This window comes from Ornithinibacter aureus (genome assembly GCF_009858245.1).
GTDB classification, from domain to species: Bacteria; Actinomycetota; Actinomycetes; order Actinomycetales; family Dermatophilaceae; genus Fodinibacter; species Fodinibacter aureus.
In genome coordinates this window covers 1951783-1978156 of sequence record NZ_VMSB01000001.1, presented here as the reverse complement: position 1 = coordinate 1978156, position 26374 = coordinate 1951783, and the positions used below count along the sequence as shown (strand labels likewise).

General features: G+C 71.8%; 27 protein-coding genes. 15 read left to right on the top strand and 12 right to left on the bottom strand.

The annotated features are described in order from the left end of the window. Positions 1 to 2 precede the first annotated feature (2 nt). Positions 3 to 761, bottom strand: coding sequence for an alpha/beta hydrolase (locus C8E84_RS09390; RefSeq protein WP_159901534.1), 759 nt, complete (start codon positions 759 to 761; stop codon positions 3 to 5). Positions 762 to 807: 46 nt separating this feature from the next. Here C8E84_RS09390 and C8E84_RS17660 point away from each other — a divergent pair, with 46 nt between their 5' ends. The 4 genes from C8E84_RS17660 to C8E84_RS09375 are packed head-to-tail and all read left to right on the top strand — an operon-like array spanning position 808 to position 3041. Continuing rightward, a complete protein-coding gene (locus tag C8E84_RS17660) occupies positions 808 to 960 on the top strand; it encodes a DUF4177 domain-containing protein (protein ID WP_170296277.1) in 153 nt (50 codons plus the stop codon). 1 nt (position 961) lies between these two features. Further along, entirely contained in the window at positions 962 to 1435 is a 474-nt protein-coding gene (locus C8E84_RS09385; RefSeq protein WP_159901532.1) for a RidA family protein, read from the top strand. Positions 1436 to 1457: 22 nt separating this feature from the next. Continuing rightward, positions 1458 to 2171, top strand: a complete 714-nt coding sequence (locus C8E84_RS09380; RefSeq protein WP_211675459.1) for an NUDIX hydrolase — start codon at positions 1458 to 1460, stop codon at positions 2169 to 2171. 51 nt (positions 2172 to 2222) lie between these two features. After that, positions 2223 to 3041: an MBL fold metallo-hydrolase gene (locus C8E84_RS09375; protein ID WP_159901528.1), complete on the top strand. Its 819-nt coding sequence runs from the start codon at positions 2223 to 2225 to the stop codon at positions 3039 to 3041. A 9-nt stretch (positions 3042 to 3050) separates the two neighbouring features. Here C8E84_RS09375 and C8E84_RS09370 read toward each other — a convergent pair whose 3' ends face one another. Beyond that, complete coding sequence (locus C8E84_RS09370) at positions 3051 to 3728, bottom strand: Crp/Fnr family transcriptional regulator (RefSeq protein WP_159901526.1); 678 nt, start codon at positions 3726 to 3728, stop codon at positions 3051 to 3053. 167 nt (positions 3729 to 3895) lie between these two features. On the opposite strand from C8E84_RS09370, the gene nth reads away from it, so the two are divergent. The 3 genes from nth to C8E84_RS09355 are packed head-to-tail and all read left to right on the top strand — an operon-like array spanning position 3896 to position 6602. After that, positions 3896 to 4723 (top strand): endonuclease III, encoded by an 828-nt coding sequence (nth, locus tag C8E84_RS09365; protein ID WP_246196868.1) that lies wholly within the window; start codon positions 3896 to 3898, stop codon positions 4721 to 4723. Further along, positions 4720 to 5397 carry an NUDIX hydrolase gene (locus C8E84_RS09360; protein WP_246196867.1) on the top strand — a complete coding sequence of 226 codons (678 nt, stop codon included), beginning with the start codon at positions 4720 to 4722 and terminating at the stop codon, positions 5395 to 5397. The genes nth and C8E84_RS09360 overlap by 4 nt, the downstream gene beginning before the upstream one ends. Continuing rightward, on the top strand, positions 5394 to 6602 hold the full coding sequence (locus C8E84_RS09355) for a MarP family serine protease (RefSeq protein ID WP_159901524.1): 1209 nt from the start codon (positions 5394 to 5396) through the stop codon (positions 6600 to 6602). The genes C8E84_RS09360 and C8E84_RS09355 overlap by 4 nt, the downstream gene beginning before the upstream one ends. A gap of 13 nt (positions 6603 to 6615) precedes the next feature. Here the strand turns inward: C8E84_RS09355 and C8E84_RS09350 are convergent, their stop codons facing one another. From C8E84_RS09350 to acs, 4 genes are all read right to left on the bottom strand, one after another. Next, positions 6616 to 7017 carry a phage holin family protein gene (locus tag C8E84_RS09350; RefSeq protein WP_159901522.1) on the bottom strand — a complete coding sequence of 134 codons (402 nt, stop codon included), beginning with the start codon at positions 7015 to 7017 and terminating at the stop codon, positions 6616 to 6618. A 127-nt stretch (positions 7018 to 7144) separates the two neighbouring features. Beyond that, positions 7145 to 8476 (bottom strand): Na+/H+ antiporter NhaA, encoded by a 1332-nt coding sequence (gene nhaA, locus C8E84_RS09345; protein WP_159901520.1) that lies wholly within the window; start codon positions 8474 to 8476, stop codon positions 7145 to 7147. 77 nt (positions 8477 to 8553) lie between these two features. After that, positions 8554 to 9108, bottom strand: coding sequence for an NADPH-dependent FMN reductase (locus C8E84_RS09340; RefSeq protein WP_159901518.1), 555 nt, complete (start codon positions 9106 to 9108; stop codon positions 8554 to 8556). Positions 9109 to 9219: 111 nt separating this feature from the next. Further along, positions 9220 to 11184, bottom strand: coding sequence for an acetate--CoA ligase (gene acs, locus C8E84_RS09335; RefSeq protein WP_159901516.1), 1965 nt, complete (start codon positions 11182 to 11184; stop codon positions 9220 to 9222). 356 nt (positions 11185 to 11540) lie between these two features. Here acs and C8E84_RS09330 point away from each other — a divergent pair, with 356 nt between their 5' ends. Then, on the top strand, positions 11541 to 12443 hold the full coding sequence (locus C8E84_RS09330) for a phenylalanine 4-monooxygenase (protein ID WP_246196866.1): 903 nt from the start codon (positions 11541 to 11543) through the stop codon (positions 12441 to 12443). Between the two features lie 209 nt (positions 12444 to 12652). Here C8E84_RS09330 and C8E84_RS09325 read toward each other — a convergent pair whose 3' ends face one another. Next, positions 12653 to 14326: a solute symporter family protein gene (locus C8E84_RS09325; RefSeq protein ID WP_159901514.1), complete on the bottom strand. Its 1674-nt coding sequence runs from the start codon at positions 14324 to 14326 to the stop codon at positions 12653 to 12655. Continuing rightward, positions 14323 to 14676: a DUF485 domain-containing protein gene (locus tag C8E84_RS09320; protein WP_246196865.1), complete on the bottom strand. Its 354-nt coding sequence runs from the start codon at positions 14674 to 14676 to the stop codon at positions 14323 to 14325. Before C8E84_RS09320 ends, C8E84_RS09325 begins: the two co-directional genes overlap by 4 nt. A gap of 220 nt (positions 14677 to 14896) precedes the next feature. Between C8E84_RS09320 and tdh the strand changes: the two genes are divergently transcribed. Together tdh and C8E84_RS09310 are read left to right on the top strand one after the other, a co-directional pair. Further along, entirely contained in the window at positions 14897 to 15937 is a 1041-nt protein-coding gene (gene tdh, locus C8E84_RS09315; RefSeq protein ID WP_159901510.1) for an L-threonine 3-dehydrogenase, read from the top strand. Between the two features lie 128 nt (positions 15938 to 16065). Beyond that, the gene (locus C8E84_RS09310; RefSeq protein WP_159904677.1) at positions 16066 to 17259 is read left to right on the top strand and encodes a glycine C-acetyltransferase; all 1194 of its coding nucleotides are present in this window, start codon (positions 16066 to 16068) and stop codon (positions 17257 to 17259) included. Between the two features lie 98 nt (positions 17260 to 17357). Here C8E84_RS09310 and C8E84_RS09305 read toward each other — a convergent pair whose 3' ends face one another. Genes C8E84_RS09305 through C8E84_RS09290 form a run of 4 tightly spaced genes read right to left on the bottom strand, consistent with a single transcriptional unit; the run spans position 17358 to position 21331 of the window. Then, complete coding sequence (locus C8E84_RS09305; RefSeq protein ID WP_246196864.1) at positions 17358 to 18887, bottom strand: sodium/solute symporter; 1530 nt, start codon at positions 18885 to 18887, stop codon at positions 17358 to 17360. Beyond that, entirely contained in the window at positions 18884 to 19267 is a 384-nt protein-coding gene (locus C8E84_RS09300) for a hypothetical protein (protein ID WP_246196863.1), read from the bottom strand. The genes C8E84_RS09305 and C8E84_RS09300 overlap by 4 nt, the downstream gene beginning before the upstream one ends. A gap of 2 nt (positions 19268 to 19269) precedes the next feature. Beyond that, positions 19270 to 20112 (bottom strand): LytR/AlgR family response regulator transcription factor, encoded by an 843-nt coding sequence (locus C8E84_RS09295; RefSeq protein WP_159901508.1) that lies wholly within the window; start codon positions 20110 to 20112, stop codon positions 19270 to 19272. Positions 20113 to 20134: 22 nt separating this feature from the next. Beyond that, positions 20135 to 21331: a sensor histidine kinase gene (locus C8E84_RS09290; RefSeq protein ID WP_211675458.1), complete on the bottom strand. Its 1197-nt coding sequence runs from the start codon at positions 21329 to 21331 to the stop codon at positions 20135 to 20137. A gap of 74 nt (positions 21332 to 21405) precedes the next feature. Here C8E84_RS09290 and C8E84_RS09285 point away from each other — a divergent pair, with 74 nt between their 5' ends. The 5 genes from C8E84_RS09285 (at position 21406) to C8E84_RS09265 (ending at position 26238) form a co-directional block, all read left to right on the top strand. Then, on the top strand, positions 21406 to 22254 hold the full coding sequence (locus C8E84_RS09285) for a thioesterase family protein (protein ID WP_159901506.1): 849 nt from the start codon (positions 21406 to 21408) through the stop codon (positions 22252 to 22254). A gap of 9 nt (positions 22255 to 22263) precedes the next feature. Beyond that, positions 22264 to 23124 (top strand): hypothetical protein, encoded by an 861-nt coding sequence (locus C8E84_RS09280; RefSeq protein ID WP_159901504.1) that lies wholly within the window; start codon positions 22264 to 22266, stop codon positions 23122 to 23124. A gap of 467 nt (positions 23125 to 23591) precedes the next feature. Then, positions 23592 to 24326, top strand: a complete 735-nt coding sequence (locus tag C8E84_RS09275) for a CpaE-like family protein (protein ID WP_159901502.1) — start codon at positions 23592 to 23594, stop codon at positions 24324 to 24326. Next, positions 24323 to 25504, top strand: a complete 1182-nt coding sequence (locus C8E84_RS09270; protein WP_159901500.1) for a TadA family conjugal transfer-associated ATPase — start codon at positions 24323 to 24325, stop codon at positions 25502 to 25504. The genes C8E84_RS09275 and C8E84_RS09270 overlap by 4 nt, the downstream gene beginning before the upstream one ends. Then, entirely contained in the window at positions 25498 to 26238 is a 741-nt protein-coding gene (locus tag C8E84_RS09265) for a hypothetical protein (RefSeq protein WP_159901498.1), read from the top strand. Before C8E84_RS09270 ends, C8E84_RS09265 begins: the two co-directional genes overlap by 7 nt. The last annotated feature ends 136 nt before the right edge of the window (positions 26239 to 26374 follow it).

Below are 26374 nucleotides of genomic sequence, written 5' to 3'. Positions count from 1 at the left end.
CGTCAGTGGGTGGCGAGGGTGAGCTCCTCGATCTCGGCGAGGACCAGCAGGTATGCCGGCGCCTGCGGGTCGATGACGGCGAAGTGGTCTGCGCCGAGGGCGACGGCGCTGTGGATCGGATCGTCCGGTGTGCGCGTGGCCAGGTAGGACTCGATGACGGATGCCGGGACGTCGTCGTCGCGCTCGCCGCTCACGATCACCGTGGGTCGGGTCAGTCGCTGGCGGGCGGGGTCGGCGTCGGCCCAGGCCTGCGGGGCGTCGTCGGGGCAGGCGCCGATGAGGTTGCGGGCCGCGTGGTCGCTCAGGCCGAGCCGGTCGACCTCACCCAGGTCGGCGGCCGGCGCCAGGGCGACGGCTCCGGTCAGCCAGGGGGCGCGGTCTGCCGAGGCCACCCACAGGGCCAGGTGCCCGCCCGCGGAGTGCCCCACGGCGACGATCCTCTCAGGCAGGGCCGAGTCGGCGTGGACCGCGGTGAGCTGGGCGAGGACCGAGGTGCCGGTCCCCGGCCAGCCGCCCCCCGGCATCCCCGCTCGCGCGTACTCGAGGTTCGCGACGTGGAACCCGTCGTCGGCCAGCGCCCGGGCCAGGGGAGCGAGGTGGTGCCGGTCGTAGCGCTCGCGCCAGAAGCCGCCGTGGATCAGGGCGACCGTCACCCCGCGGGCCCGGTGCGGGTCTGGCTCCCAGACGTCGTAGACGTCGCTTCGGTGGGGGCCGGTGATCTCGGTGCGGTCGGCGGGGCGCTCTGCTGGACGCTCGCTCATCTGCGTCACGCTAGCCCAGCGCCGGCCCGGCGCTAGGGTTGCGGACATGACGACCTACGAGTACGCGACCGTGCCGCTCGTCGTGCACGCCACCAAGCAGATCCTCGACCAGTGGGGTGCCGACGGCTGGGACCTCGTCCAGGTTCTCGTCATGCCCGAGGGCAACCTCGTGGCCTACCTCAAGCGCCCGAAGGCCTGACATGGGTGCCGTCGAGGCCCGTCTGGCCGAGCTCGGGCTCGAGCTGCCGGAGATCGTGCCGCCCCTGGCCGCCTACGTTCCCGCCGTGCTCGACGGGTCGCGGGTGTACGTCTCGGGGCAGGTGCCGATGGTCGGCGGCGTCCTGGCCGAGACCGGCGCCGTCGGCGAGGGTGAGGGGTTCGTCTCGCCCGAGCGCGCCAAGGAGCTCGCGGCCGTGTGCGCGCTGAACGCGCTGGCTGCCGTGAAGTCGGTCGTGGGTGACCTCGACCGGGTCGAGCGCGTGGTCAAGGTCGTCGGCTTCGTGGCCTCCGACCCGTCGTTCACCGGGCAGCCCGGCGTCATCAACGGCGCCAGCGAGCTGTTCGGCGACGTCTTCGGGGATGCCGGTCGGCACGCCCGCTCGGCGGTCGGCGTCGTGGCCCTGCCGCTCGGGGCGCCCGTCGAGGTCGAGGTCATCGTCCACGTCCGCGACTGACCTCGGTTCTCGGAGTGGGTCGGTGACGTCGGGTCGGGTGGTCGAGCACCCGGTGTCACGCGACCCCGGGTTGGCGGCGCGGGCGCAGGCATGGCTGGCGGCTGCGGAGCGCTCGATCGCGGTTCCGCGATTGGCGGCCACCGTGATGCTCGTGCGCGACGGCGCCGTCGGGCCCGAGGTCTACGTGCAGCGCCGGGTGGCGTCGATGGCGTTCGCCCCCTCGACGGTCGTCTTCCCCGGCGGTGGGGTCGACGCGGTGGACCACGCGTTGGACCCCGCGACCCCCGGGCTGGCCGACCTGGCCGCCGTCATGGGGGTGACGGCGGACGTCGCGGCACCCTTCGCGGCGGCCGCGGTGCGCGAGGTGGAGGAGGAGTGCGGGGTCGTGCTCACCGTGCCCGACCTGAGGGGTCGGGCCCACTGGGTGACGCCTGAGTTCGAGCCGCGCCGGTACGACACGTGGATCCTCGCTGCCGGCATGCCGAATGCCCAGCAGGCGCGGGGAACGACGACCGAGTCCGACCACAGCGCGTGGGTCCGGCCCGGTGACCTGCTGGCCCGGCACCGAGCCGGGCAGGTGCGGATGCTGCCACCGACCGTGATCTCGCTCGAGGAGCTCGCGGACTTCTCGGATGCCGCGGCGTTCCTCGCGCACCGACCTCGCGTCGCGCGCGTGGTGCCCGAACTCGTGGCGGGGGCGGACGGCATCCCCGTGCTGCGCACCGTCCTGCCCTAGCCGCACCCTGATGCCCTGGTTCAGGCGCACGGCGGGGCATACTGCGGTGGCATGAGCGCGACCCCGCCGCCGTCGGTCACCGCACCCTGGGCGGGCGGCCAGATCACGCCGCGCGCCCACTGCGTGCTCGCCCCCAACCCCGGCCCCATGACCTTGGACGGCACGAACACCTGGGTGCTGCTCGAACCCGGAGCCACCGACGCCGTGGTGGTCGACCCCGGGCCGCTCGACGAGGCGCACCTGGCGACCGTGCTCGCCGTCGTCGCGGATGCCGGGGCGCGGGTCGCGCTGACCGTCCTCACCCACGGGCACGCCGATCACGCCGAGGCCGCGCCGCGGTTCGCCGAGCTCACCGGGGCCCCCGTGCGTGCGGTCGGTCGGGGCCACGACGACCTTGCCGACGGCGACGTCGTGCGCACCGGTGGCCTCGACCTGCGGATCGTGGCGACCCCGGGGCACACCTGCGACTCGATCTCGCTCGCCCTGCCCGCCGACCACGCCCTGCTCACCGGTGACACGGTGCTCGGTCGCGGAACCACCGTGGTGGCCCACCCCGACGGCGAGCTCGCTGCCTACCTCGACTCCCTCGACCGACTCCACGCCCTCACCGGTGACGCAGGCGCGACCGCGATCCTGCCCGGCCACGGACCCCTCGTCCCGGATGCCGGGGCGATGGTCGCGTACTACCGCACCCATCGTGCCGAGCGGCTGGAACAGGTGCGCCAAGCGCTCGCCGACGGCGCGGCATCCGAGATCGATGTCGTCGAGGGCGTGCTGCAGCGGGTCTACGCGGACGTGCCGAGCACGGTGTGGCCGGCTGCGCGGATGTCGATCCGGGCGCAGCTGGAGTACCTCGACCGGGAGCGGTGAGGGCGAGCGTCAGCGGGCGCGGCGCTTCAACCGCTCGACGTCGGTCAGCAGCACGGCGCGCGCCTCGAGGCGCAACCAGCCCCGCGACGCAAAGTCGGCCAGCGCCTTGTTCACCGTCTCGCGGGAGGCGCCGACGAGCTGCGCGAGCTCTTCCTGGGTGAGGTCGTGGGCGACGAGCAGGCCCTCCTCGACGGGGCGACCGAAGCGCTCGGCGAGGTCGAGCAGCGCCTTGGCGACACGGCCGGGCACGTCGGTGAACACCAGGTCGGCGAGCACGTCGTTGGTGCGGCGCAAGCGGCGCGCGAGGGCGGAGAGCAGGGTCGGGGCCACCCCTGGGTGCGTGCCCAGGAAGTCCTTGAGCTGGTCGTGGCCCATCGACACGACCTGCGTCTCGGCGACCGCCGTTGCCGTGGCGGTGCGCGGCCCGGGGTCGAACAGCGACAGCTCGCCGAACATCTCGCCGGGGCCGAGGATGGCGAGCAGGTTCTCGCGGCCGTCGCTGCTGGAGCGCCCGAGCTTGATCTTGCCCTCGCCGATGACGTAGAGCCGGTCGCCCTGATCGCCCTCGTGGAAGAGCACGTCACCACGTTCGAGCAGGGCTGGGCTCATGTTGGCGATCAGTGACTCGGCCGCTTCCTCATCGAGGGCGGCGAACAGCGGGGCTCTGCGCACGACGTCGTGATCCACGGGCCACAGTGTGCCAGAGTCGCCCCGCGGCCCTCGCTCTCATCACCAACGTGGGTGAAAATCGTCGTCCAGCCGACGATCTTCACCCACGTTCGGGAGAGGTCGGGGGCGGGTGGATGCCGGTTGCCCACCTCGGCGATGTCAGGGTCACGTCGTAGGCTGCGCGGGTGTCCGTGACCCCCTCCGCCGCCGTTCGGCGCCTGCGCGTCGGCGAGGAGTCGCCGGTGGCGCTGACCCGGCGGGCGCGGCGCACCTACCGGGCGCTGCTCGAGCGCTATCCGTATGCCCACTGCGAGCTCGACTTCGAGACCCCGCTGCATCTGCTCGTCGCGACCGTGCTCTCCGCCCAGACCACCGACGTCATGGTGAACTCTGTGACTCCCACCCTGTTCTCCCGGTGGCCGACGGCGCAGGCGCTCGCGGGCGCCGACCGGGAGGAGATGGAGGCGGTGTTGCGGCCGACAGGGTTCTTCCGGGCCAAGACCAACTCCGTCATCACGCTGAGCGCGGCGATCGTCGAGCGCTTCGACGGTGAGGTCCCGTCCCGCCTCGAGGACCTTGTGACCCTGCCCGGCGTGGGGCGCAAGACGGCCAACGTCGTGCTGGGCAATGCCTTCGGCGTGCCCGGTCTGACCGTCGACACCCACTTCGGCCGCCTGGTCCGCCGCTTCCAGTGGACCGAGCACACCGACCCGATCAAGGTCGAGGCAGCGATCGCCGAGCTGTTCCCGCGCAAGGACTGGACGATGCTCAGCCACGTCCTGATCTTCCACGGACGCCGCACCTGCCACGCCCGCAAGCCCGCGTGCGGAGCCTGCCCGGTCGCCCAGTGGTGCCCGTCCTACGGCGAGGGGGAGACCGACCCGGTGAAGGCCCGGGCGCTGCTCTCCTACGAGCTCGCCCCGGGTGCGGCGCTGCCCGACCCACCGCCTGGTCCGCTGCCCGGTGACGCGCTGCCCGGTGACGCGACCGACGGCATCCCGGTTCAGTCGTGAGCGCTCCCACCCCCGCTTGGCTCACGGCCCTGGCCTCCCGGCACGACGTCGCCGAGCACGACTGGTTCGCGTCCTACACACCGCCGGAGGGTGTCGAGCGCCGGTCCGCGGTGCTGATGCTCTTCGGGCCCGACCCCAGCGGGGGTGAGGACGTCGTCCTCACCGAGCGGGCCCACACATTGCGTGCCCACCCCGGCCAGGTGTCCTTCCCCGGGGGCGGCATCGACCCCGACGACGACGGGTCCGTCGGGGCGGCCCTGCGCGAGGCCGAGGAAGAGGTCGGGCTCGACCCGTCGGGGGTCCACGTGCTCGCAACCTTTCCCGAGGTGTACCTCTCGCCGAGCCAGCACGCGGTGACCCCGGTGCTGGGCTGGTGGCCCAGGCCGGTCCCCGTCGGGGTGGTCGATCGAGGGGAGGTCGAGCGGGTGCTGCGGGTGCCGGTGCCGAGGCTGCTCGACCCCACGAACCGGTTCACCGCGGTGTTCGGCCCGTATCGAGGCCCCGCGTTCGAGGTCGACGACCTGTTCGTGTGGGGGTTCACCGCGATGCTGCTGAGCAGCCTGTTCGACCTCGCCGGCATCGCCGTGCCCTGGGACGACACGGTCGAGCGCCCGCTTCCCGACCGGGTCATGTCGCCGTGGATGAAACAGCTCGACGAGGGCCCGACCCGGTGAGTGGTTCTGCCGGGCTCGACCTCCTGCTCGTGATGCTGCTTCTCGCCTATGCGTGGAGCGGCTGGCGTCAGGGCTTCGTCTCGGCACTGCTCGGCCTCGCCGGTCTGGTCGGCGGCGCTTTCGTCGCCGTACGGGTGGCTCCGGGGGTGATCGAGGATCACCTCGGGCACTCCGTGGGCACCTCGTCGGGGCTGGCGTTCCTCGTGCTGTCGGTGCTCGTCTGCGCTGCCCTGGGCCAGGTCCTCATGCTCCAGATCGGCCGGCGGCTGCGTGAGTCGATCGACGTGCCGGTGGCCCGGGCGCTCGACTCCGCCCTCGGCTCGATCGCCGTGCTCGTGGCAGCGGCCCTCGTCATGTGGGTGGTGGCCAGCGCGGTGCGGGCCGGCGGCCCCAGCATCGCGCGCGACCTCGTCGAAGGATCCACGGTGGCCCGGGCGCTGGACACGCTGGTTCCGTCCTCGGCCGACGGCCTCGTCGAGGACGTGACCGAAGCGCTGGACCGGCAGGGCTTCCCCCGGGTCTTCGACGGGGCCGGGCCCGAGCCCATCTCCTCTGTGGAGGCGCCCGACCCGACCGTCGCGGACGACCCGAACGTCCGGCGCGCGCTCCGCTCGGTGATCCACGTGCGGGCGGAGTCGCAGACCTGTGATCGGGGGCAGGTGGGCAGCGGCTGGGTGGTGTCCCCGGGTCGGGTCGCCACCAACGCGCACGTCGTGGCCGGAGCCGAGCGGGTTCGTGTCAGGGTCGGCGACCGGGGCCGTGAGCGCTCAGCACGCGTCGTGGCATTCGACCCGCGGCGCGACGTGGCGGTCCTTGCCGTCGAGGGTCTCAGGGCGCCGGCCCTGCAGGTGGGGGCGCCCCTCGAGGCGGGCGCGGCCGCTGTCGTCGCCGGCTTCCCCGGGGACGACGGGTTGTGGGTCGATGGTGCCCGGGTCCGCGACGTCATCACGGCCCGTGGTGCCGACATCTACTCGACGTCGAGCGTGGTTCGTGAGGTCTACTCGCTGCGCGCCCAGGTGCGCCGGGGTGCGTCCGGTGGGCCGCTCCTCGACCCGACGGGGGCGGTCGTCGGCATGATCTTCGCGACGTCGCTCGACGACCCCGACACCGGGTATGCCCTGACCCTCGACGAGATCAGCGGCGTGCTGGCGCAAGGCGGGCCGAATGCCGTGCCGGTCTCCACCGGGCGGTGTGCTGCCGGCTGAGCGACGCCGACGCTCAGGCGGCGTCGGTGGTCTTCTTCAGGGCGGCGATCGTCTGCTGCGCCTGGTCGATGGCCCGGTCGGGTGCGGGCTTGGCCGTCTCGAGCGACTTCTTGCCGAGCATGCCGAGGATCGCGGCGAGCACGAGCACGACCACGGCGACGATGAGGTAGCCCGCCCAGATCGGCAGCGCCTCGGCCAGGCCCCAGGCCGCGCCGTGGAGCAGGAACACCAGGCCCATGAGGCCGAAGAACGCTGCCGCGGCGAGCAGGCCGGCACCCTTGCCGACATCCTTGGCGCCACTGGTCACCTCGGCCTTGGCCAGCGCGATCTCGCTGCGGACCAAGCCCTGGAGGTCATGCGTGGCATCGGCCACGAGTTGACCGATGGTGCGCTCGCTGCCCGGTGTGCCTGCCATGAATCCTCCGCCGTGGTCCCGCTGTGTCGAAAGCCGTCTCCCCGACCCTACTCGGGACCTCGCCGTCGGGTGCTGGGACGGTCGCGCGGGCCACCGCGTGAGCACCCCGTTCGGGACGCGGCTGGGGTCAGGTGTCGTCGCGCTGGTAGACGTCGGGGATGCCGTCGGCGTCGCCGTCGTGGCTCTCGAGCTCGGCGATCTGCTTGTAGTGCGTGTTGCGCAGCCGCAACACGATCGAGGCGAGGATCGCGGCGAGCAGGGAACCCGTCAGCACGGCCAGCTTGACGTGGTCATTGCGCTCGGAGCCCTCCCCGAAGGCGAGGTCGCCGACGAGCAGGGAGACGGTGAAGCCGACCCCGGTGAGCAGTGCGAGGCCGAAGACGTCGCGCCACCCCAGCCCTTCGTCGAGCTCGGCCCGGGTGAAGCGCGCCAGCAGCCACGTCGTGCCGAAGACCCCGAAGAGCTTGCCGAGCACGAGGGCACACACGATGGCGATGGCCACCTCGTCGGCGGCCGCTGCGGCGAACCCGCCCCCGATCACGGTCACTCCGGAGGCGAAGAAGGCGAACACGGGCACGGCGAAGCCGGCCGAGAGCGGGCGGATGCGGTGCTCGAAGCGGTGGGCGACGTCGGTGTCACGCTCGAGCGTGCTGATCCGCGGGACCGAGGCCCGGGCCTTGACCGGCACGACCAACCCGAGCAGGACACCGGCGACGGTGGCGTGCACCCCCGAGGCGTGGACGAGCGCCCACGTGGCGAATGCCAACGGGATGAGCAGCCACCAGAAGGTGATCCGTCGCTGCACGAGCATCGCGAATGCAGCTAGCGGCAGCGCCGCCCAGAGCAGGGCCGTGACCTCGAGGTCGGCGGTGTAGAAGATCGCGATGATCGTGATGGCGATGAGGTCGTCGACGACCGCGAGGGTGAGCAAGAACGAGCGCAGGGCCGAGGGCAGGTAGGACCCGATCACGGCGAGGACGGCCAGCGCGAAGGCGATGTCGGTGGCGGTCGGGATGGCCCAGCCCCGCAGTGCCTGGCTGTCTCCACCGAGGGCCAGCACGATGCCGACGAAGACGAGGGCCGGCATGATCACGCCGCCGACAGCCGCGGTGACCGGCACCGCGGCCTTGGCCACCGTGCGCAGTTCGCCGACGAGGAACTCGCGCTTGAGCTCGAGCCCGGCGACGAAGAAGAAGATCGCGAGCAGCCCGTCGGCGGCCCAGTGACCAAGGCTCAGCCGCAGGTCGCCCCACTCGGGGCCGACGTAGGTGCCCCGCAGGGTCTCGTAGGCTTCACGCCACGGGCTGTTGGCGAAGATGAGAGCCGCGACGGCGGCGACGAGGAGCAGGGCCCCACCGATGGTCTCGGTCCGAAGTGCCTCGGCGACGTACTGGCTTTCCGCCCAGGCCGGACGCCGAAGGATCGTGCCGTTCTTGCGGGGTGGAGTCGAGTCGGTCATGGCTGCTCCTCGTGGTCGGTCGTCCTCGGGGTCGCTTCAACGGTGCCGACCAGACTTCCCGGCGCTCCGCGGGCAGTCTAGCCAGCCGAGCCGGTGCCCGGCTCGGTGGGTGCTGCTGCGACCAGGGCGCCGTACAGGGCCGCGACGTCGGCCGCCAGGGTGTCGTCAGCAGTCACGGCGCCCTGCGTCGAGAGCGTCTCCTCGAAGACCAGGGCAGCCCCGTCGACGACGACCATGCCCACCCGGTCCAGCGTCTGGCGCAGCGCGGACCGGGCGTACTGCGCCCCGCCCCAGCCGTAGCCGACGCACGCGACCGGCTTTCCCTGCCACTCCGCGTACAGGTAGTCGATCGCGTTCTTCAGTGCTGCGTTGTAGCCTCGGTTGTACTCCGGCATGACGAACACGACGGCGTCGACACCGTCGACGAGGGCGGCCCAGCGCTTGGTGTGCTCGTGCGCGTAGTGGCCGCTCGACGGCATCTCGGGCTCGTCGAGCAGGGGCAGGGCGAGGTCACGCAGGTCGATGGGTTCGACCTCGACACCGTCGGGCGCCTGGGTGGCCACCCACTGGGCCACGTGGTGGCCGATCCGGGTCGGGCGGGTGCTGGAGGTGACGATGCCGATGCGGGTCATCCCGGCATCCTCACACGCGCGAGCTGTCAAGGGCCCATGCACAACGTCCGGCAGGTTGGTGCCTGCGGCAACCAACCTGCCGGACGTCAGCGGGGTACGGGGGGCGCGAGGTCAGCTCGACGAGCCGCCGCCCGGCATCCCCTTGGCGATGAGGCTCATCACCGAGGAGTCGGCCAGCGTCGTCGCGTCGCCGATGTCGCGACCCTCGGCGACGTCCTTGAGCAGGCGGCGCATGATCTTGCCGGAGCGGGTCTTGGGCAGCTCGGGCACGATCATGATCGAGCGCGGCTTGGCGATCGGGCCGATCTCGTGGGCCACGTGGTTGCGCAGCGCCTGCACCGTGGCGTCGCCCTCGTCGGTGGCGTCGCCGCGCAGGATGACGAAGGCGCACACGGCCTGGCCGGTGGTCTCGTCCGACGCCCCGACGACCGCGGCCTCGGCCACCGCCGGGTGCGACACCAGCGCCGACTCGATCTCGGCCGTCGACAGGCGGTGGCCGGAGACGTTCATGACGTCGTCGACCCGGCCGAGCAGCCAGATGTTGCCCTTCTCGTCATACTTCGCGCCGTCGCCGGCGAAGTAGTACTTCGGGCCGAAGCGGGTCCAGTAGGTGTCCTTGTACCGCTCGGGGTCGCCCCAGATGCCGCGCAGCATCGCCGGCCACGGCTTGGTGAGCACGAGGTACCCGACCTTCTCGGCCTCGGTGAACGGCATCCCCTCGTCGTCGAGGATCTCGGCGGAGATGCCGGGGATCGGGCGCTGGGCCGACCCGGGCTCGAGCGTCGTGACACCGGGCAGCGGGCTGATCATGATGCCGCCGGTCTCGGTCTGCCACCAGGTGTCGACGATGGGGGCGGTGTTGCCGCCGATGTGCTTGCGGTACCAGAGCCAGGCCTCGGGGTTGATCGGCTCGCCGACGCTGCCGAGCACGCGAACGGAGGACAGGTCGAACTTGGCGGGGATGTCGTCGCCCCACTTCATGAACGTGCGGATCGCCGTGGGGGCGGTGTAGAGGATCGAGACCTTGTACTTCTCGATGAGCTCCCACCAGCGGCCCTGGTGCGGGGTGTCGGGGGTGCCCTCGTACATGACCTGGGTGGCGCCGTTGGCGAGTGGCCCGTAGACGATGTACGAGTGGCCGGTGACCCAGCCGACGTCGGCGGTGCACCAGTAGACGTCGGTCTCGGGGTGCAGGTCGTGGACGACGGAGTTGGTGTAGGCCGCTTGCGTGAGGTAGCCACCGCTGGTGTGGAAGATGCCCTTGGGCTTTCCGGTCGTGCCACTCGTGTAGAGGATGAACAGTGGGTGCTCGCTGTCGTGCGGCTGGGCCTCGTGGGTGTCGGCCTGGCGGTCGACGACGTCGTGCCACCAGACGTCGCGGCCCTCGTGCCAGTCGACGTCGGTCTCGGTGCGGCGCACGACGAGGACCTTCTGCACCGGGTTGGGGTACTGAAGCGCCTCGTCGACGGCGGGCTTGAGGGGGGAGGGCTTACCGCGCCGGAACTGCCCGTCGGTGGTCACGACGACCTTGCACTGGGCGTCGTCGATGCGGGTGTGCAGGGCCTCGGCGGAGAACCCGCCGAAGATGACCGAGTGCGGGGCGCCGAGCCGGGCGCAGGCCAGCATCGTGAAGACGGTCTCGGGGATCATCGGCATGTAGATGGCCACGGTGTCGCCGGTGCCCACGCCGAGCTCGGTCAGGGCGTTGGCGGTCTTGCACACCTCGCGCTGGAGGTCGGCGTAGGTGATCGTGCGGGTGTCGCCGCCCTCGCCCTCGAAGTGGATCGCGACCCGGTCGCCGTTGCCGGCCTCGACGTGGCGGTCGACGCAGTTGTACGCGACGTTGAGCTGGCCGCCGACGAACCACTTGGCGAACGGGGCGTCGTCCCAGTCCAGGGTGCGCTCGAAGTCGGTCGCCCAGGTGATGCGCTCGCGGGCCTGCTGGGCCCAGAAGCCCTCGTGATCGGCTGCAGCGGCGTCGTACATCTCGGCGGTGCCGTTGGCCTGGGCCGCGAAGGCCGGGGCGGGGGCAAGGTCGAGCTCGTGGGCGTGGCTGGACAGGCTGTCGTCGGTCACGGCGGTGATCCTCCTCGTTGAGTGACTGGCCCTAGCCAACCCCAGCGGTGGGCTGGGAGCAACCAGCCCGTCCGAGGATGCCGTCGGGCGGGCCGCGGCTGCGCCGAGCGGGGTGCCCCGACCGCCCGTCGCGCACCCTGAGCAGCGCGACTTCTTGCACTCCAGCCACCTGCTGTCAGGTGGCTGGAGTGCAAGAACTGCGAGTTGGTAGGCAGGTTGACCAGTGTTTTCGGATGCCGGGTGGCGCGATGGTGCGCGCATTGACCACCGCGTCGGGCAACGGTTCCATCCGCGCGGCATCCGTGGAACCGTGACGAGAACGGCCCGATCGGCCGTCCACGATGCGCAAGGAGGCGATGACCGTGTTCGAAGAGGGCCAGCTCTACTCAGCCGTCACGACCGACGCCGACGGTCAGGTGCAGGTGCACCTGGGCGAGGACCACCCCGGCTTCACCGACCCGGTGTACCGCGCCCGGCGGGCCGACATCGCCTCGGCCTCTCTGGCGCACCGGCCCGGGCAGCCGGTGCCGACGATCGACTACACCGACGAGGAGCACGGCGTCTGGGCACTGGTGTCCGCCGAGCTCGCGGCGAAGCACGCGCGGTACGCCCACCCCGAGTACCTCGAGGCCAAGGCCGCCCTCGCCCTGCCGACCGACCGCGTGCCCCAGCTCCACGAGGTGACCCAGGCGCTCATGCCGCTCACCGGCTGGTGCTACACCGCGGCGCCGGGCCTGGTTCCCCTTCGCGAGTTCTACGCCGACCTCGGGCGCCGCACCTTCAACTCCACGCAGTACCTGCGCCACCCGAGCGAGCCGCTGTACACGCCGGAGCCCGACATCATCCACGAGGTCATCGGCCACGCGAACCAGCTCGCGAGCCCGCGCTTCGCGGCGATCGCGCAGGCCGCGGGAGAGGCCAGTGAGCGCCTGGAGACCGAGGACGCCCTGCAGTTCGTCGCCGACGTCTTCTGGTTCACCATCGAGTTCGGGGTGATGAACGACGGCGGGGTCACCAAGGCCTACGGTGCCGGCATCCTCTCCAGCTACGGCGAGCTCGACGAGTTCTCGCACATGGACATCCGCCCTCTCGACATCCCGACGATGGGCACCCTCAACTACGACATCACGGCCTACCAGCCCGTGCTGTTCGAGGCGCAGAGCCTGGACCAGCTCGAGGGTGTCGTCGGCACGTTCTTCGAGAGCGTCGACGACGACCTGGCGGCCCGGATGCGCGCCGAGGCGCACGCCCACGCCTGACCCGGCCCGACCCGAGAACCGGTGCCACGGCATCCGGCCAGATCCCACGGCGCCGCCCCCGCCCTGGGGCTTTATCGGGTGACCCGATAAAGCCCCACTCTCCCGGACAAGGCTTGTCCAGGAGAGTAGGGCTTTGCCGGGTGAAGAAGGGCGGATGCCGTGGCACGGCATCCGCCCTTGACTCACTTCTCATTGGGCTCAGGTGAGCCTCAGTGGTTGACCGCCTCCGCGACACCGTGACCGGTGAGGCTGCGGACCTCCATCTCGGCGTACTTCTGGGCGTCGTGCTCCTTGGAGAGCACGGACCCGAGCCAGCCGAGGAAGAAGGCCAGCGGGATCGAGACCAGGCCCGGGTTGTCGAGCGGGAACCAGTGGAAGTCGATGTTCGCGTTGGTGATCATCGACGGTGACAGGCCGGTCTTGGGGTCGGCCGGCTTGCCGGAGACCACCGGGCTGAAGATGATCAGACCGATCGAGGCGATGAGCCCGCCGTAGATCGACCACAGGGCGCCCTTGGTCGTGAAGCCCTTCCAGAACAGCGAGTACAGGATCGTCGGCAGGTTCGCCGAGGCCGCGACCGCGAAGGCCAGGGCCACGAGGAACGCGATGTTCTGGCTCTTGGCGAGCATCCCACCGCCGATGGCGACCAGGCCGATGACGACGGCCGCGAGGCGAGCGACCTTGAACTCGGTGTCGCCGCTCGTCTGGCCCTTCTTGAAGCCCTCCTTGTAGAGGTCGTGGGCAAACGAGGCGGATGCCGCGATGGTCAACCCCGCGACCACCGCCAGGATCGTCGCGAACGCGATACCGGAGATGATGCCGAGCAGCCAGCTGCCACCGAGCTCGTAGGCCAGCAGCGGGGCGGCGGCGTTGGCCTTGCCGGGAGCGGCGTTGATGGCGTCGGGGCCGACGAGGGCGGCGGCGCCGAAGCCGATGACCAGGGTGAGCAGGTAGAAGCCGCCGATGAGCCAGATCGCCCACTCGACCGAGCGACGGGCCTCCTTGGCGGTGGGGACGGTGTAGAAGCGCTGGAGCACGTGCGGCAGACCGGCGGTGCCGAGCACCAGAGCCATCGAGAGCGAGATGAAGTCGATCTTGGTGACGGTGTCCTTGCCGTACTTCAGGCCGTAGGTCGTCAGCTTGTCGGCGCTGGCGGCGGTCTTCTCCACGGTGGACGCTGCGGTCGTGTCGACGGCGCCCTGGAACAGCGCGGTCAGGGAGAAGCCGAACTTGGCCAGGGTCCACACGGTGATGACGGCCGCACCGGCGATGAGGAGCACCGCCTTGATGATCTGCACCCAGGTGGTGCCCTTCATGCCGCCGATGAGGACGTAGGCGAGCATGACGACACCCACGATGGCGATGACGATGTTCTGCGCGGCCTCACCCGTGACACCGAGCAGCAGCGACACGAGGCCACCGGCACCGGCCATCTGGGCGAGCAGGTAGAACAGCGACACGCACATGACCGACACCGAGGTGGCGATGCGCACGGGGCGCTGCTTGAGGCGGTAGGACAGGACGTCGGCCATGGTGAAGCGGCCGATGTTGCGCATGAGCTCGGCGACGAGCAGCAGGGCGACGAGCCAGGCGACGAGGAAGCCGATGGAGTAGAGGAACCCGTCCAGGCCCGAGAGGGCGATGGCGCCGGCGATGCCGAGGAAGGATGCTGCCGAGAGGTAGTCACCGGCGATGGCGATGCCGTTCTGGCGACCGGAGAAGGCACCGGCCGAGGTGTAGTACTGCTCGGCCGTCTTCTTGCCGCCGGCCACCTTGATGACGATGCCGAGGGTGAAGACGACGAAGGCGAGGAAGATCCCGATGTTGAGGGCTGGGCTGCCGGCGGTGGTGGCCTCGACTGCAGGGAGGAGGAGCGCGCTCACGACTGGTCTCCCTTCGGGGCGGACATGGCATCCATCCGGGCGCCGAGGGACTCAGCGGCGGGGTCGAACGTCCGGCCGGCCCAGCGCGCGTAGATGAACGTGATGGCGAACGTCGTGACGAACTGCAGCAGGCCGAACACCAGGCCCACGGTGACCAGGCCGCTGATCGGCTTGTTCATGAAGCCGGGGGCGAAGATCGACAGCAGCACGTACAGGAAGTACCAGGCGAGGAAGAACGCGGTCATCGGGAAGACGAAGCCGCGGAACTTCCTGCGAAGGTCCTGGAACTCATCGGTCTCTTGCAGCGCGACGTAGGGGTCGTCGGCGCCTGGGCGAGCTTCGACGCTCACGGCCACCTCCTGGGTCTGCCCGGGCAACGTTGCTCGGGATCGGGTCCCAGAGTGGGCGTGGCCGGATGCCGTTGTGCACCCCCCGTTGCGACCCGCGCGGCGGGCGGGTGACTGGCTTCGGTGTGCGGCGGGGCGCTGCGCGGCGAACGGCGCGCGTCGAGCGACGAACGGTGTCCCCGGCATCCCTGTCGGTGCACGGGTGGAGCGGCATGATGGCGCCATGCGCGCACTGCGGAAGGTCACTGCCGGCCCCGGTCTCGAACTCGTCGAGATCCCCGAGCCCGACTGTGGCGACAAGGACGTCAAGATCAGGGTGCTGCGGGCCGGCCTGTGCGGCACCGACCTGCACCTCGAGCAGTGGGACGAGTGGGCGGCGGCCACGGTGCGCGCCCCGATGACGCTCGGGCACGAGTTCTTCGGCGAGGTCGTGGAGGTGGGGGCCGACGTCGACCACGTGGCCGTCGGCGACCGGGTCTCGGGGGAGGGGCACCTGGTCTGCGGCACCTGCCGCAACTGCCGGGCCGGGCGCCGGCACCTGTGCATCAACACCGTGGGCGTCGGCGTGAACCGTGACGGCGCCTTTGCCGACTTCGTCGTCATCCCGGCGACGAACGCCTGGGTGCAGCCGACCGACCTCGACCCCGACCTCGGGGCGCTGTTCGACCCGCTCGGCAATGCCACGCACACGGCGCTGCAGTGGCCGGTCGTCGGCGAGGACGTCGTCATCACCGGGGCCGGGCCGATCGGTGTCATGGCGACGGCGGTCGTGCGGCACGCGGGGGCGCGCCGGATCGTCGTCACGGACATGTCGGCCGGACGCCTGGCGCTCGCCTCGGCGGCCGGGGCCGACCTCGTCGTCGACGTGTCCGCCGGCCAGAGCCTGCGCGATGCCCAGCGCGACCTGGGGATGGCAGAGGGGTTCGACATCGCTCTGGAGATGTCCGGGTCGCCGGCTGCCGTCGAGGACCTGCTGGCGAACATGAACCACGGCGGCCGGGTCGCGATGCTCGGCCTGCCCAAGGACCGCTACGCCATCGACTGGGGACGGGTCATCACCCACATGATCACGCTGCGCGGCATCTACGGGCGCGAGATGTTCGAGACCTGGTACCTCATGGGCTCGATGCTCGCGACCTCGCCCGAGCTGCGCACGGCCGTGTCGTCGGTGGTGACGGGTCGGTACGCAGCGGCCGACTGGCAGGCCGCCTTCGACGAGACCCGCTCGGGGGTCGGCGGCAAGGTCGTGCTCGACTGGAGCTGACGGTGACGTGTGCGCGGATGCCGGTGCGCGGATGCCGGGACGCGGCATCCGCGACCGCGCACGGCATACGCTGCACGACAGAGGCGGCGCAGCCCAGCGCTGCCGCTGACGACCACGCTGGAGGCGACGTGTACGGCACCGTCAAGGACGAGCTCGCGGCCACCCTCAAGGAGATCGAGGATGCCGGCCTGTACAAGCGCGAGCGTGAGCTCACGACACCGCAGGCCGCCCACGTCGGCACGGCAGGCGGCTCGTCGCTGAACTTCTGCGCCAACAACTACCTGGGGTTCGCCGACCACCCCGACGTCGTGGCTGCCAGCCGAAACGCCCTGGACGAGTGGGGGTTCGGCATGGCCTCGGTGCGTTTCATCTGCGGCACGCAGACCCAGCACACGCTGCTCGAGCAGCGGTTGTCGCAGTTCCTCGGCATGGAGGCGACCATCCTGTTCGGCTCGTGCTTCGACGCCAACGGCGGGGTGTTCGAGGTGCTCTTCGGCGCGCAGGACGCGATCGTGTCCGACGAGCTCAACCACGCGTCGATCATCGACGGCATCCGGCTCAGCAAGGCCGCCCGGTTCCGGTACAGGAACGCCGACATGGCTGACCTGCGGGCCCAACTCGAGGCGGCCCGGGCCGGCGGCGCACGGCGCGTGTGCGTCGTCACCGACGGGGTCTTCTCGATGGACGGGTCGTACGCCCCGCTCGACCAGATCTGCGACCTGGCCGACGAGTACGAGGCGATGGTGCTCGTCGACGACTCGCACGCGGTCGGCTTCGTCGGGGAGGGTGGCCGGGGCACGCCCGAGCTGTTCGGCGTCATGGACCGCGTCGACATCATCACCGGCACCCTCGGCAAGGCCCTCGGGGGCGCCTCGGGCGGGTACGTCACCAGCCACCAGGAGGTCGTCGACCTGCTGCGTCAGCGCGCCCGGCCGTACCTGTTCTCGAACTCGGTGGCCCCCGCGGTGGTGGCCGGTTCACTGGCAGCCCTCGACCTCGTGTCGGGCTCGAGCGACGCCCGAGAGACCTTGCAGGCCAACTCGGCCCTCTTCCGCGACCTCATGACGGATGCTGGGTTCGAGCTGTTGCCCGGATCCCACCCGATCACCCCGGTCATGTTCCCGGGTGAGGACGGGGCTCGGCAGGCTGCCGAGGTGGCCGACCACATGCTCGCGGCCGGGGTCTACGTCGTCGCGTTCAGCTTCCCCGTGGTGCCGCGCGGCAAGGCGCGCATCCGGGTGCAGCTGTCGGCGGCCCACTCGGAGGCGGACGTCTGGGAGTGCGTCGACGCGTTCGTGGCCGCGCGAGCGGCGGTGGGCTGACGGCATCCGCCCGTCGAAAGTAGACGAATCGCCGTCTGAGCGTCCGCCCTTGCGGCGATTCGCCTCCTCTCGACTGCTGGGGGGGGTGCTCGGAGTTTTCAGTCGCGGGTGCGCATCCTCAGGGCGACGCGTTCAGGGGTGTGCAGCCGCACCATCGTGCGGGTCGTGCCGGGCGGGATGCGGTCCGGGGTCGCGAGCGAGACGGCGATCGAGGTCGCGAGGGCCAGGGGGGTCGCCCACATCGCGGGGTTGGCGAGCAGCGCCTCGGGCCAGCCGCCGAGCGGTGGAGCGAACACCGTGATGAGGATCGAGCCACCCGCGCTGATCCCTCCGACGAGGAGCCCGGCCATCGCGCCCCACGTCGACAGCCGGCGCCACCACACCCCGAGCATGAGCAGCGGGGCGAACGTCGCCGCGGCGACGGCGAAGGCGAGCCCCACCGTCGTCGCGAGCCCCAGCGGTTGGGACACGCGGCTCACGAGGTAGGGCAGCACCACGGCCAGCACCGCGGCGACCCGAAAACCGCGCACTCCCGGCACGTCACCGCCGGCGAAGCGGGCGAGTCGAGGGCGCAGCAGCTCCTGGTCGAGCACGCCGGTCACCGACATCGCCAGGCCGGATGCCGTGGACAGGAACGCGGCGAACGCGCCTCCCGCGAGCATCGCCGTGAGCAGCTGCCCGGGCAGCCCGTCGACCATGGTCTCGGGCAGTTGCAGCACGATCGTGTCCGAGCCCATGCCGTCGGGCAGGGTCGGGTAGGCGATCCGGCCCAACGCCCCGTAGACGGGCGGGATGACGTAGAACGCACCGAGCAGCGCCAGCACCGTGACGGTGGTGCGGCGGGCGCCGTTGCCGTCGGGGTTGGTGTAGTACCGGACGAGGACGTGGGGCAGGCCCATGGTCCCGAGGCACAGGGCGAGAACGGTGGATGCCGTGCGGTACCACGGGTGGTCGTCGGGCCCGGTGGGGCGCAGCGGCAGGTGCCACGACGGGTCGACCTGGGGGGCAGGTGAACCCGATCGGAACCACAGCGCCAGCAGGACGAACGCCGGCACCGCCAGCGCGGTCAGCTTGATCCAGTACTGGACCGCCTGCACGAAGGTGATCGAGCGCATCCCACCTGCGCCGACGGCCAGGGCGATCACGACCATGACGATGAAGCCGCCGACCCAGGGCGGGGCGCCGGTCACGAGGGTGAGGGTCAGGCTCGCCCCCTGGAACTGCGGCACGAGGTAGAGCCAGCCGATCGCGATGACCAGCGTCGACGACACGAGGCGGATCGAGCGCGAACCCAGCCGGGCCTCGGCGAAGTCGGGCAGCGTGTACGCCCCGGACCGGCGCATCGGGGCCGCGACGACGACGAGGAGGACGAGGTAGCCCAGTGTGTAGCCGACGGGCAGCCACAGCATGTCGACCCCTCGGTCGTAGACCAGGCCGGCCACGCCGAGGAAGCTGGCGGCCGACAGGTACTCCCCGCCGATGGCCGAGGCGTTCAGCCGTGGCGAGACCGTGCGGCCGGCGACGTAGAAGTCGCTCGTGCGACGTGACATCCGCAGCCCGAGGCCGCCGACGATGAGCGTGGTGAGGCACACGAGCGCGACGGCGGCCAAGGAGAGGGGGTTGTTCACGACGACTCGACGACCTCGGCGAAGTCGGCCTCGATCCGCTCGGCCTGGCGGGTGTACCAGCGCGCGAGGAACCACGCGCACGGGTAGACGAGCACCCCGAGGGCCAGCCAGGGAAAGGGCACCCAGAGCACGGTGAGGGTGCGGGTCGCCGGGACCAGGGTGAGCACCACGGGGAGGGCGGCGAGCCCGCCGATGGTCAGGCCGAGCACCGCGAGTGACAGCCTCAGCTGGGCCCGCATCAACCCCGCGAGGTAGACGTCGCCGAGGCCGGTCTGCTCGTCGAGGTCACGGGTGACCGGGCGGGCGTGCATCGGGGCGGCGCTGCGCCGCGAGCTCGTCACCCGCACGCGTTGCGGTGGCTCCCCGCCGGTCACGCTCACGCTCAGCCCCCGGACGGGCGCCGGTCGCCGATCGGCCGCCGCAGCAGCGTGTCACGCAGTTCCTTGGTGTGGCGGCGGCTCACCTGCAACTCGATGGCGCCCACGACGACCGAGCACCGGCCGTGGTCCATGCGCACCTCGCTCACGTGGGGGAGGGCGACGAGGGTGCTGCGGTGGATGCGCACGAACCCGTGCTCGGCCCAACGCTCCTCGAGCACGCTGAGCGGCACGCGCACGAGGTGCGACCCGGTCTCGGTGTGCAGCCGCGCGTAGTCGCCGTGGGCCTGGGCGTAGCGGATCTGGTTGCGGGTGATGAACCGGGTGACCCCGCCCAGCTCGACCGGGATCGTCTCGTCCTCCGGCGGGGGCGGGGGCGCCGCGGGCTGGTTCGGGCCGGGTCGCCCGCCCGGGCCCGGTGCCGCGCCCGTCGGTGCGGCGGCCGCGGCAGCCGTGGCAGCGAGTTCGTTGCGGGTTCGCACGACCCGGCGAACCGCCTCGGAGAGTCGTTCGGTGCGCACCGGCTTCATGACGTAGTCGGTGGCGGCGAGGGCGAACGCGTCGACGGCGTGCTGGTCGTGGGCGGTGACGAAGACGATCTGCGGGCGCACGGCGAACCGCGAGATCACCCGGGCCAGGGCCATCCCGTCGAGCCCCGGCATCGAGATGTCGCTGAACACGACGTCGACGTCGCGCCCGTCGAGCACCTGGAGCGCCTCGGTGCCGCTGGATGCCGTGATGACCTCCGCGATGCGCTCGTCGCGCTCGAGGAGGTACCCGAGGTCGGACAGCGCGGGGAGCTCGTCGTCGACGACGAGCGCGATGAGCCCGGCCTCGTTGGTGGACATGGGCGCAGCCTATTGCCCTCGTCTAGCCGTCCGCGTGGATGCCGGGTGCGAACTTCGGCACACGGAAGCTCACCTTCGTGCCCGCTCCCGGGGCGGTCTCGACGACGAGCCCGAACTCGTCACCGTAGACCTGGCGCAGGCGGGCGTCGACGTTGCCGAGGCCGACCGAGTCGGTGGCGTGGGCCCCGTCGAGGATGGAGCGGATGCGCTGGGGGTCGGCGCCGATGCCGTCGTCCTCGATGGAGATCTCGGCGTCGGGGCCGCGATCGGCCGCGGTGATGGTCAGCCGGCCGACCCCCTCCTTGCCGGCGAGCCCGTGCCGCACGGCGTTCTCGACCAGGGGCTGCACGGCGAGGTAGGGCACCGTCACGGGCAGCACCTCGGGTGCGATGAGCAGCGAGGTCTGGAGCCGGTCGCCGAAGCGGGCCTGTTCGAGGATGAGGTAGCGCTCGACGTTGCGCAGCTCCTCGGCCAGCGTCGTGAACGCGCCCCCCGCTCGCAGCGAGTAGCGGGTGAAGTCGGCGAAGTCGATGAGCAGCTCGCGGGCGCGGTCGGGGTCGGTGCGCACGAACGACGCGATCGCCGCGAGGCTGTTGTAGATGAAGTGCGGGCTGATCTGTGCGCGCAGGGCCCTCAGCTCGGCCTCCATGACCCGGGTGCGCGTGCGCGCGAGCTCGGCGAGGGCGAGCTGGCTGGAGACCCAGGCGGCGACCTCCTCCGTGGCCTTCGCGAGCCCCGGTGACGGTTGCTCGGTCCAGGCGCTGAGCGTCCCGACGACGAGGTCGTCCATGACCAGCGGGGCCGTGACGGCGGCCCGGATCGGGCAGGTGTCGTCGTCGCAGGTGATCCGGGTCGAGCCGTGCACGACCGTGCGGCCGGTGGCCCGGGTCTCGTCGCCGAGGTCGAAGGCCACCGCGCGGTGGTGCTCGCCGACGCCCGTCCACGACAACACCCCACCGGTGTCGGACAGGGAGACGGCGTGCGCGCCCAGGATGGAGAGCAGGTGCCGGCCGGCGCGCTCGGCGGCATCCGGGGTGAGGCCGTCCGCGAGGTGCTGGGAGGCCAGGGATGCCGTGTGGAGGGTGGCGTACGTGGCGCGGTCCACTTCGGAGAGGAACCCACGTCGCCGGCTGCGCCGCAGCAGCAGCCAGGAGATCCACAACAGGATCAGGGTGCCGGCGACGAGCACCGCCGTCGGCCAGTGGATGCTCCCTGTCATGCGCTCACCATAGGGTCGAGCGCAGCCGACGGGACAGGTGGTCGCGGCGGCCCGAGGACGAGGGAGGCGCAGCGATGCCGGAGTTCGACGAGGCGACAGCCGTCACGTGGGATGCCGTGGTGCCCGCGGTCGCGGGCGCGACCGGTGTGGCCCACGGGCACCTCGACGAGGGGTGGGTCATCGGGCACGCCGTCAACGGTGGCGTGCTCATGGCGACGGCGACGTCCGCGGCATCCGAGGTCCTGTCTGCCGTGGGGCACCCGGACGTGCTCACGTGGGGCGCGCACTTCCTCTCGGCGGCCAGGCCGGGCCCGCTCCAGGTGGACGTCGAGGTGCTGCGGGTGGGTCGCGGTGCGTCGTCGGCGACCGTGCGCCTGCGCCAGCCGGACGGCGACGGGCTCGTCGAGCGGGTCCGGGTCACCGGCACCTTCGGCAGCCTCGACCGGGCCGAGCCGGTGCACCGCGCTCCGGCCCCGCCGTCGATGCCCGACCCGGACGCCTGCGTGCCGGCGCGCCGCGACTCGTCGCCGGTCGCCACGGCCATCGTCATGCTCGACCGCCTCGACGTGCGGGTGGACCCCGCCACCATCGGGTTCGCGGTCGGCAAGCCCAGTCAGCGCGGGGTCATCCTCGCCTGGTTGCGGATGGCCGACGGCCGCGAGCCGACTGCCGCGCTGCTGCCCTACGTCGTCGACGCCTTCATGCCGGTCTCCTTCGACCTCGGGGTGCCGGGTTGGGCGCCGACCATGGAGCTCACGGGACAGGTGCTCGGCCGACCCGCGCCGGGGTGGTTGCTCGCCGAGCTCACGACGGACACCGTGGTGGGTGACCTGCTCATCGAGGATGCCGCCGTGTGGGACTCCGCGGGCCGCCTCGTGGCGCGTTCGCGCCAGCTCGCGGGCGTGCGGGTGCCCGCGAACTAGTCTGCACGGGTGCCTTCGAAGAGCCCGATCGTCGCCGCAGTCTCCCGACTGGCCGAGCTGCCCGGCATCCCCGAGCAGGTCGAGGCCGCTCGTGAGGCCTGTACCCGCCTGCGGTGGCACCAGGCCCTGCGCAAGCGGATCCCCGAGGCCGCAGCCGAGTCCCGCGTGCGAGGTGCCCACGCCAGCGGCGAGCTCGAGGGCGCGAGCGTGCCGGTCGACGTCCTGCGCGACGTGGTCCGGGGGGCGGCCACCTGGTCGGCCGATCCCGACCCGGTCGAACTGACGATGCGGGGGGTGCTCGCGGCGACCGCGGAGACCGAACACGTGGCGGGCATCGTGCTCACAGCACCACTGCAAGCATTGGCCCGGCTGCACACCGCCGCAGCGGCGGGGCTGGTGGCCGATCGTGCCCTCGGGCGGCCGCGCCTGCCCGGTGAGGAGTCCCTCGAGCTGACCGATCTCGGGGCGGCCCCGGCGGCCAATGAGGTTGCGGCTCGGCTTCGTGACGTCGCGGACGTGCTGGTGGCGGTGCCGACGCTCCCCGTGGTCGTGGCGGCGGCGGTAGTGCACGCCGAGCTCGCGACCGTGCGGCCGTTCGTGCGCGGGAACGCGGTCGTGGCGCGGGCGTTGGACCGGGCCGTCGTGCGAGCCGGTGGGCTCGACCCGACGGGCGTGGCCGTCACCGAGAGTGGTCATGCGGCAGGCGGGGGAGCGGCCTACCTCGGGGCGCTCGCCGCCTACGGCCGTGGGGATGCCGTCGGCGTGGGACTGTGGATCTCGCACTGCTGCGAGGCGGTGCGCGCGGCCGCAGCCCAGGGCGAGTCGGTCGCCGATGCGGTGCTCGCGGGGCGTCTGGGCCCTGACACATGAGGTTTTCGCCACCAAGGACGTGTCGATCAGGGTCCTGCTCATGGCAGCTGCCGTCGTCGCGACCACGCAACGCGTCGACCCGGCGTGCGATTGGGTCGTAGATCGTTAAACGGTCTGGGCAGAACCTACGGATTTAGTTGAACTGTGGATGCGTTGAGAACATTTTCAATTGTTTCGACCAAGGGCTTGCGTCGGAGTCCGGTCGTAGAGCACGATATGACTACTCGCTCCCCTTCGGGGTTGAGCGAACGGCGGACCGGCTTCTCCCCCCCGGAGCTCGGCTCGCCGACGGCCCCGGTTGTCCCCCCGACCGGGGCCGTCCCATGTCCGGAAACAGTTCGTCCGCCACAGGTTGAACCAAGGGTGCATCAGGGGCTGTTGTCCACAGCAGGCCGATGGCGAGGTGGTTGTCCACAGGACGGCCGCCGCGCCTCGCGTGATCACCCGATCCCGGCGAGGGTCGGTGCATGTCACCACAGTCCGTTATCGCCGTCGTCGGGGCCTCGGGAGGCCTGGGCGCCAGCACCCTCGCGCTCGCCGTTGCCCGGCGTCTTGCCGCGACGGGCCCCGACGCCGTCGTCGCGGACCTCGACCTGACGAGGGGAGGCCTGGAGGTCACAGCGGGGGTCGAGCACCTGCCCGGGCAGCGGTGGAACGACCTGTGTGAGGTGCGTGGGCGCCTGCCACCGGGTGCGCTTGCTGCCCGGTTGCCGACCGAGGACGGCGTGCACGTGTTGTCCGCCCGGGGTGGCGCCGGCCCCGATATCTCGGAAAGGGCGGTCCAGGACGTCCTCGGCTCCTTGGCCGAGGGCCCCGCCCGGCTCGTCGTCGACCTGCCGCTGGGGAGCCTCGTGCTGCCCGCGGTGCTCGGTCACCATCCACTGGTGCTCGTGCTGAGCGGGCTGCGCACCCGCGCCCTGGCCGACGCTTATGCAGCGGTCGCTCACCTGCTGGACCACGCTGAACAGGTCCGCGCACCCGTGGACCTGCGCCTGATCACCCGCGGCCCGCGAAGCGCCGCTCGCATCGTCGACGAGGTCGTGGCGCACCTCGGCATCGCCCACCTGCACCACCTGCGCGACGACCCTCACGTTCCGCGCGACGCCGAGCGAGGACTGTTCCCGGGGATCGCCCGTGACGAGGTGCGACGGTGCGCTGATGCGGTGGTCGCGGTGGTCGACGACGCCGCGAAGGCGTCATGACCGGCATCCCAAGGCCGTTCGACGGGGCCGTCGAGCACTCCATCCGGGCGGGGCTCCCGCCGACCACCGCGCGGGTCGCCCAGATCGCCGCGGGTCACGAGGGAACGCTCGGTACCGACGGTGCGGCGTCCGCCCGTGAACACCTGCTCGACCGACTCGTCGGCCTGGGGCCGCTCGCAGCGGTCGTGGCCGATCCCGGAGTGACCGACGTCCTCGTCAACGGGGACGGGGTGGTCTGGGTCGATCGGGGGTCGGGCGTGCAGCGCACGGCGCGAACGGTGGAACCCCAGGACCTGCGCCCGCTCGCCGTGCGGCTCGCCGGCCTCGCCGGTCGGCGCCTCGATGACGCCCAACCGTGGGTGGACGGTGTGCTGCCCGGGGGCGTGCGGCTCCACGCGATCCTCCCGCCGCTGGCGGAGGGGGGCCCGCACCTCAGTCTCCGGCTGGCCAGACACCACCCCGAGGGTGTCGACGCGCTGGTGCGGCTGGGCGCGGTGAGTCACGACCTCGCGGTGGTCCTGCGCCAGCTCGTGACCGACAGGGTCTCGTTCGTCGTGACCGGCGGCACCGGCGCCGGCAAGACCACGGTCCTGGCTGGGCTGCTCGCGGAGGTCGACCCGTCCCAGCGGATCGTCGTGGTCGAGGACGTCCGCGAGCTCGACCCCAGCCATCCGCACGTCGTGAGGTTGCAGGGGCGAGGCGCGAACGTCGAGGGAGTCGGGGAGGTCTCGCTCGTCGACCTGCTGCGACAAGCCCTGCGGATGCGTCCCGACCGCCTCGTCGTCGGCGAGGTGCGCGGTGCCGAGGTGCGTGAACTGCTCGCCGCCCTCAACACCGGCCACGACGGGGGGATGAGCACGCTGCACGCCAACGGCCCGCAGGAGGTCCCCGCGAGGTTCGAGGCGCTCGGTTCGCTGGCCGGGCTGCCACGCCACGCCGTGCACGCCCAACTTCGCCAGGCGCTCCAGGCGGTGGTGCACGTGGAGCGTCGCGACGGTGTGCGGCGCGTGGTCGTGATCGGCGTGGTGGTGCCAGACCCGTCCGACCCCGGTTGTGTCCGGGTGGTCGACGCGGTCGTCGATCGGGGCGGAGGGCTGCGAGCGGGTCCAGGTCGCGACCGGCTGCTGAGTCTGCTGCCCTTGGTCGCGACACGGTGCGGCTGGGCTCGACCGTGCTGACCGCGGCGGTGTTGGCCGCACTTGCGGTCTGTGCCTGGCCGGCTCGAGGCAGTCGAGGGTCGGCGGATGCCGCGGGGCGGTTCGAGCCGGTCGGTTCGTCGGCCTCCGGCGGCTCCTGGTGGCGGTGGCACGCCCGGGTGAGCGACCGGGTGCTGCGCAGGCATCGCCCACCCTGGGTCGCCGATCTCGCCGAGGTGACGGCGGTTGGTCTTGCGGCCGGGCTCGATCTGCCGTCCGCTGTGTCGGTCGCAGCCCGCTCGCCCGGCATCGAGGCGGCGGCTCCGTGGCTGGGGCCGCGCATCGTGGCGTCCGCCTCATCCGGTGGTGCCGTCCTCGTCCTCGAGCCCGAGCCGGATGCCCTGTCCTCGCAGGACCGTCACGATCTTCGTGTCCTCGAGGCGGCCTGGCGACTCACCGAGGAGGCAGGTGCCGCGTCATCCGTGGTCACCGCCGCCGCGGCCGAGTCCATCCGGGCGCGGCGTGCTGCAGGTGATCGGGCAGGCGTCGTCGCCGCGGGCCCGCGGGCCTCGATGTGGCTGCTCTCGGCGCTACCCGTCGCAGGGCCACTCGCCGCCCTGCTCGTCGGGCTCACCCCCGGGCGGCTCTACGGAACCGGACCGGCGCAGGCGGCAGCGGCCGTCGGTCTGCTGCTCACCGCGCTCGGTTGGTCCTGGTCGCGAGGCCTGCTTCGGCGGGCACTGCGGGCAGGCCGCACAGACGGGAGCGTGGGGTGACGGGCTGGCTCTGCGTGGGGCCGGAAGCGGGTGGGGGCGTCATGGTGGCCATGGCGATGTCGCTCGCGGCGGTGTCGGTTCTCGTCTGGCCGTCGGGAGGCAGGTGGGCCCCGCGCGCAGGAGGCAGGCCAGGCGA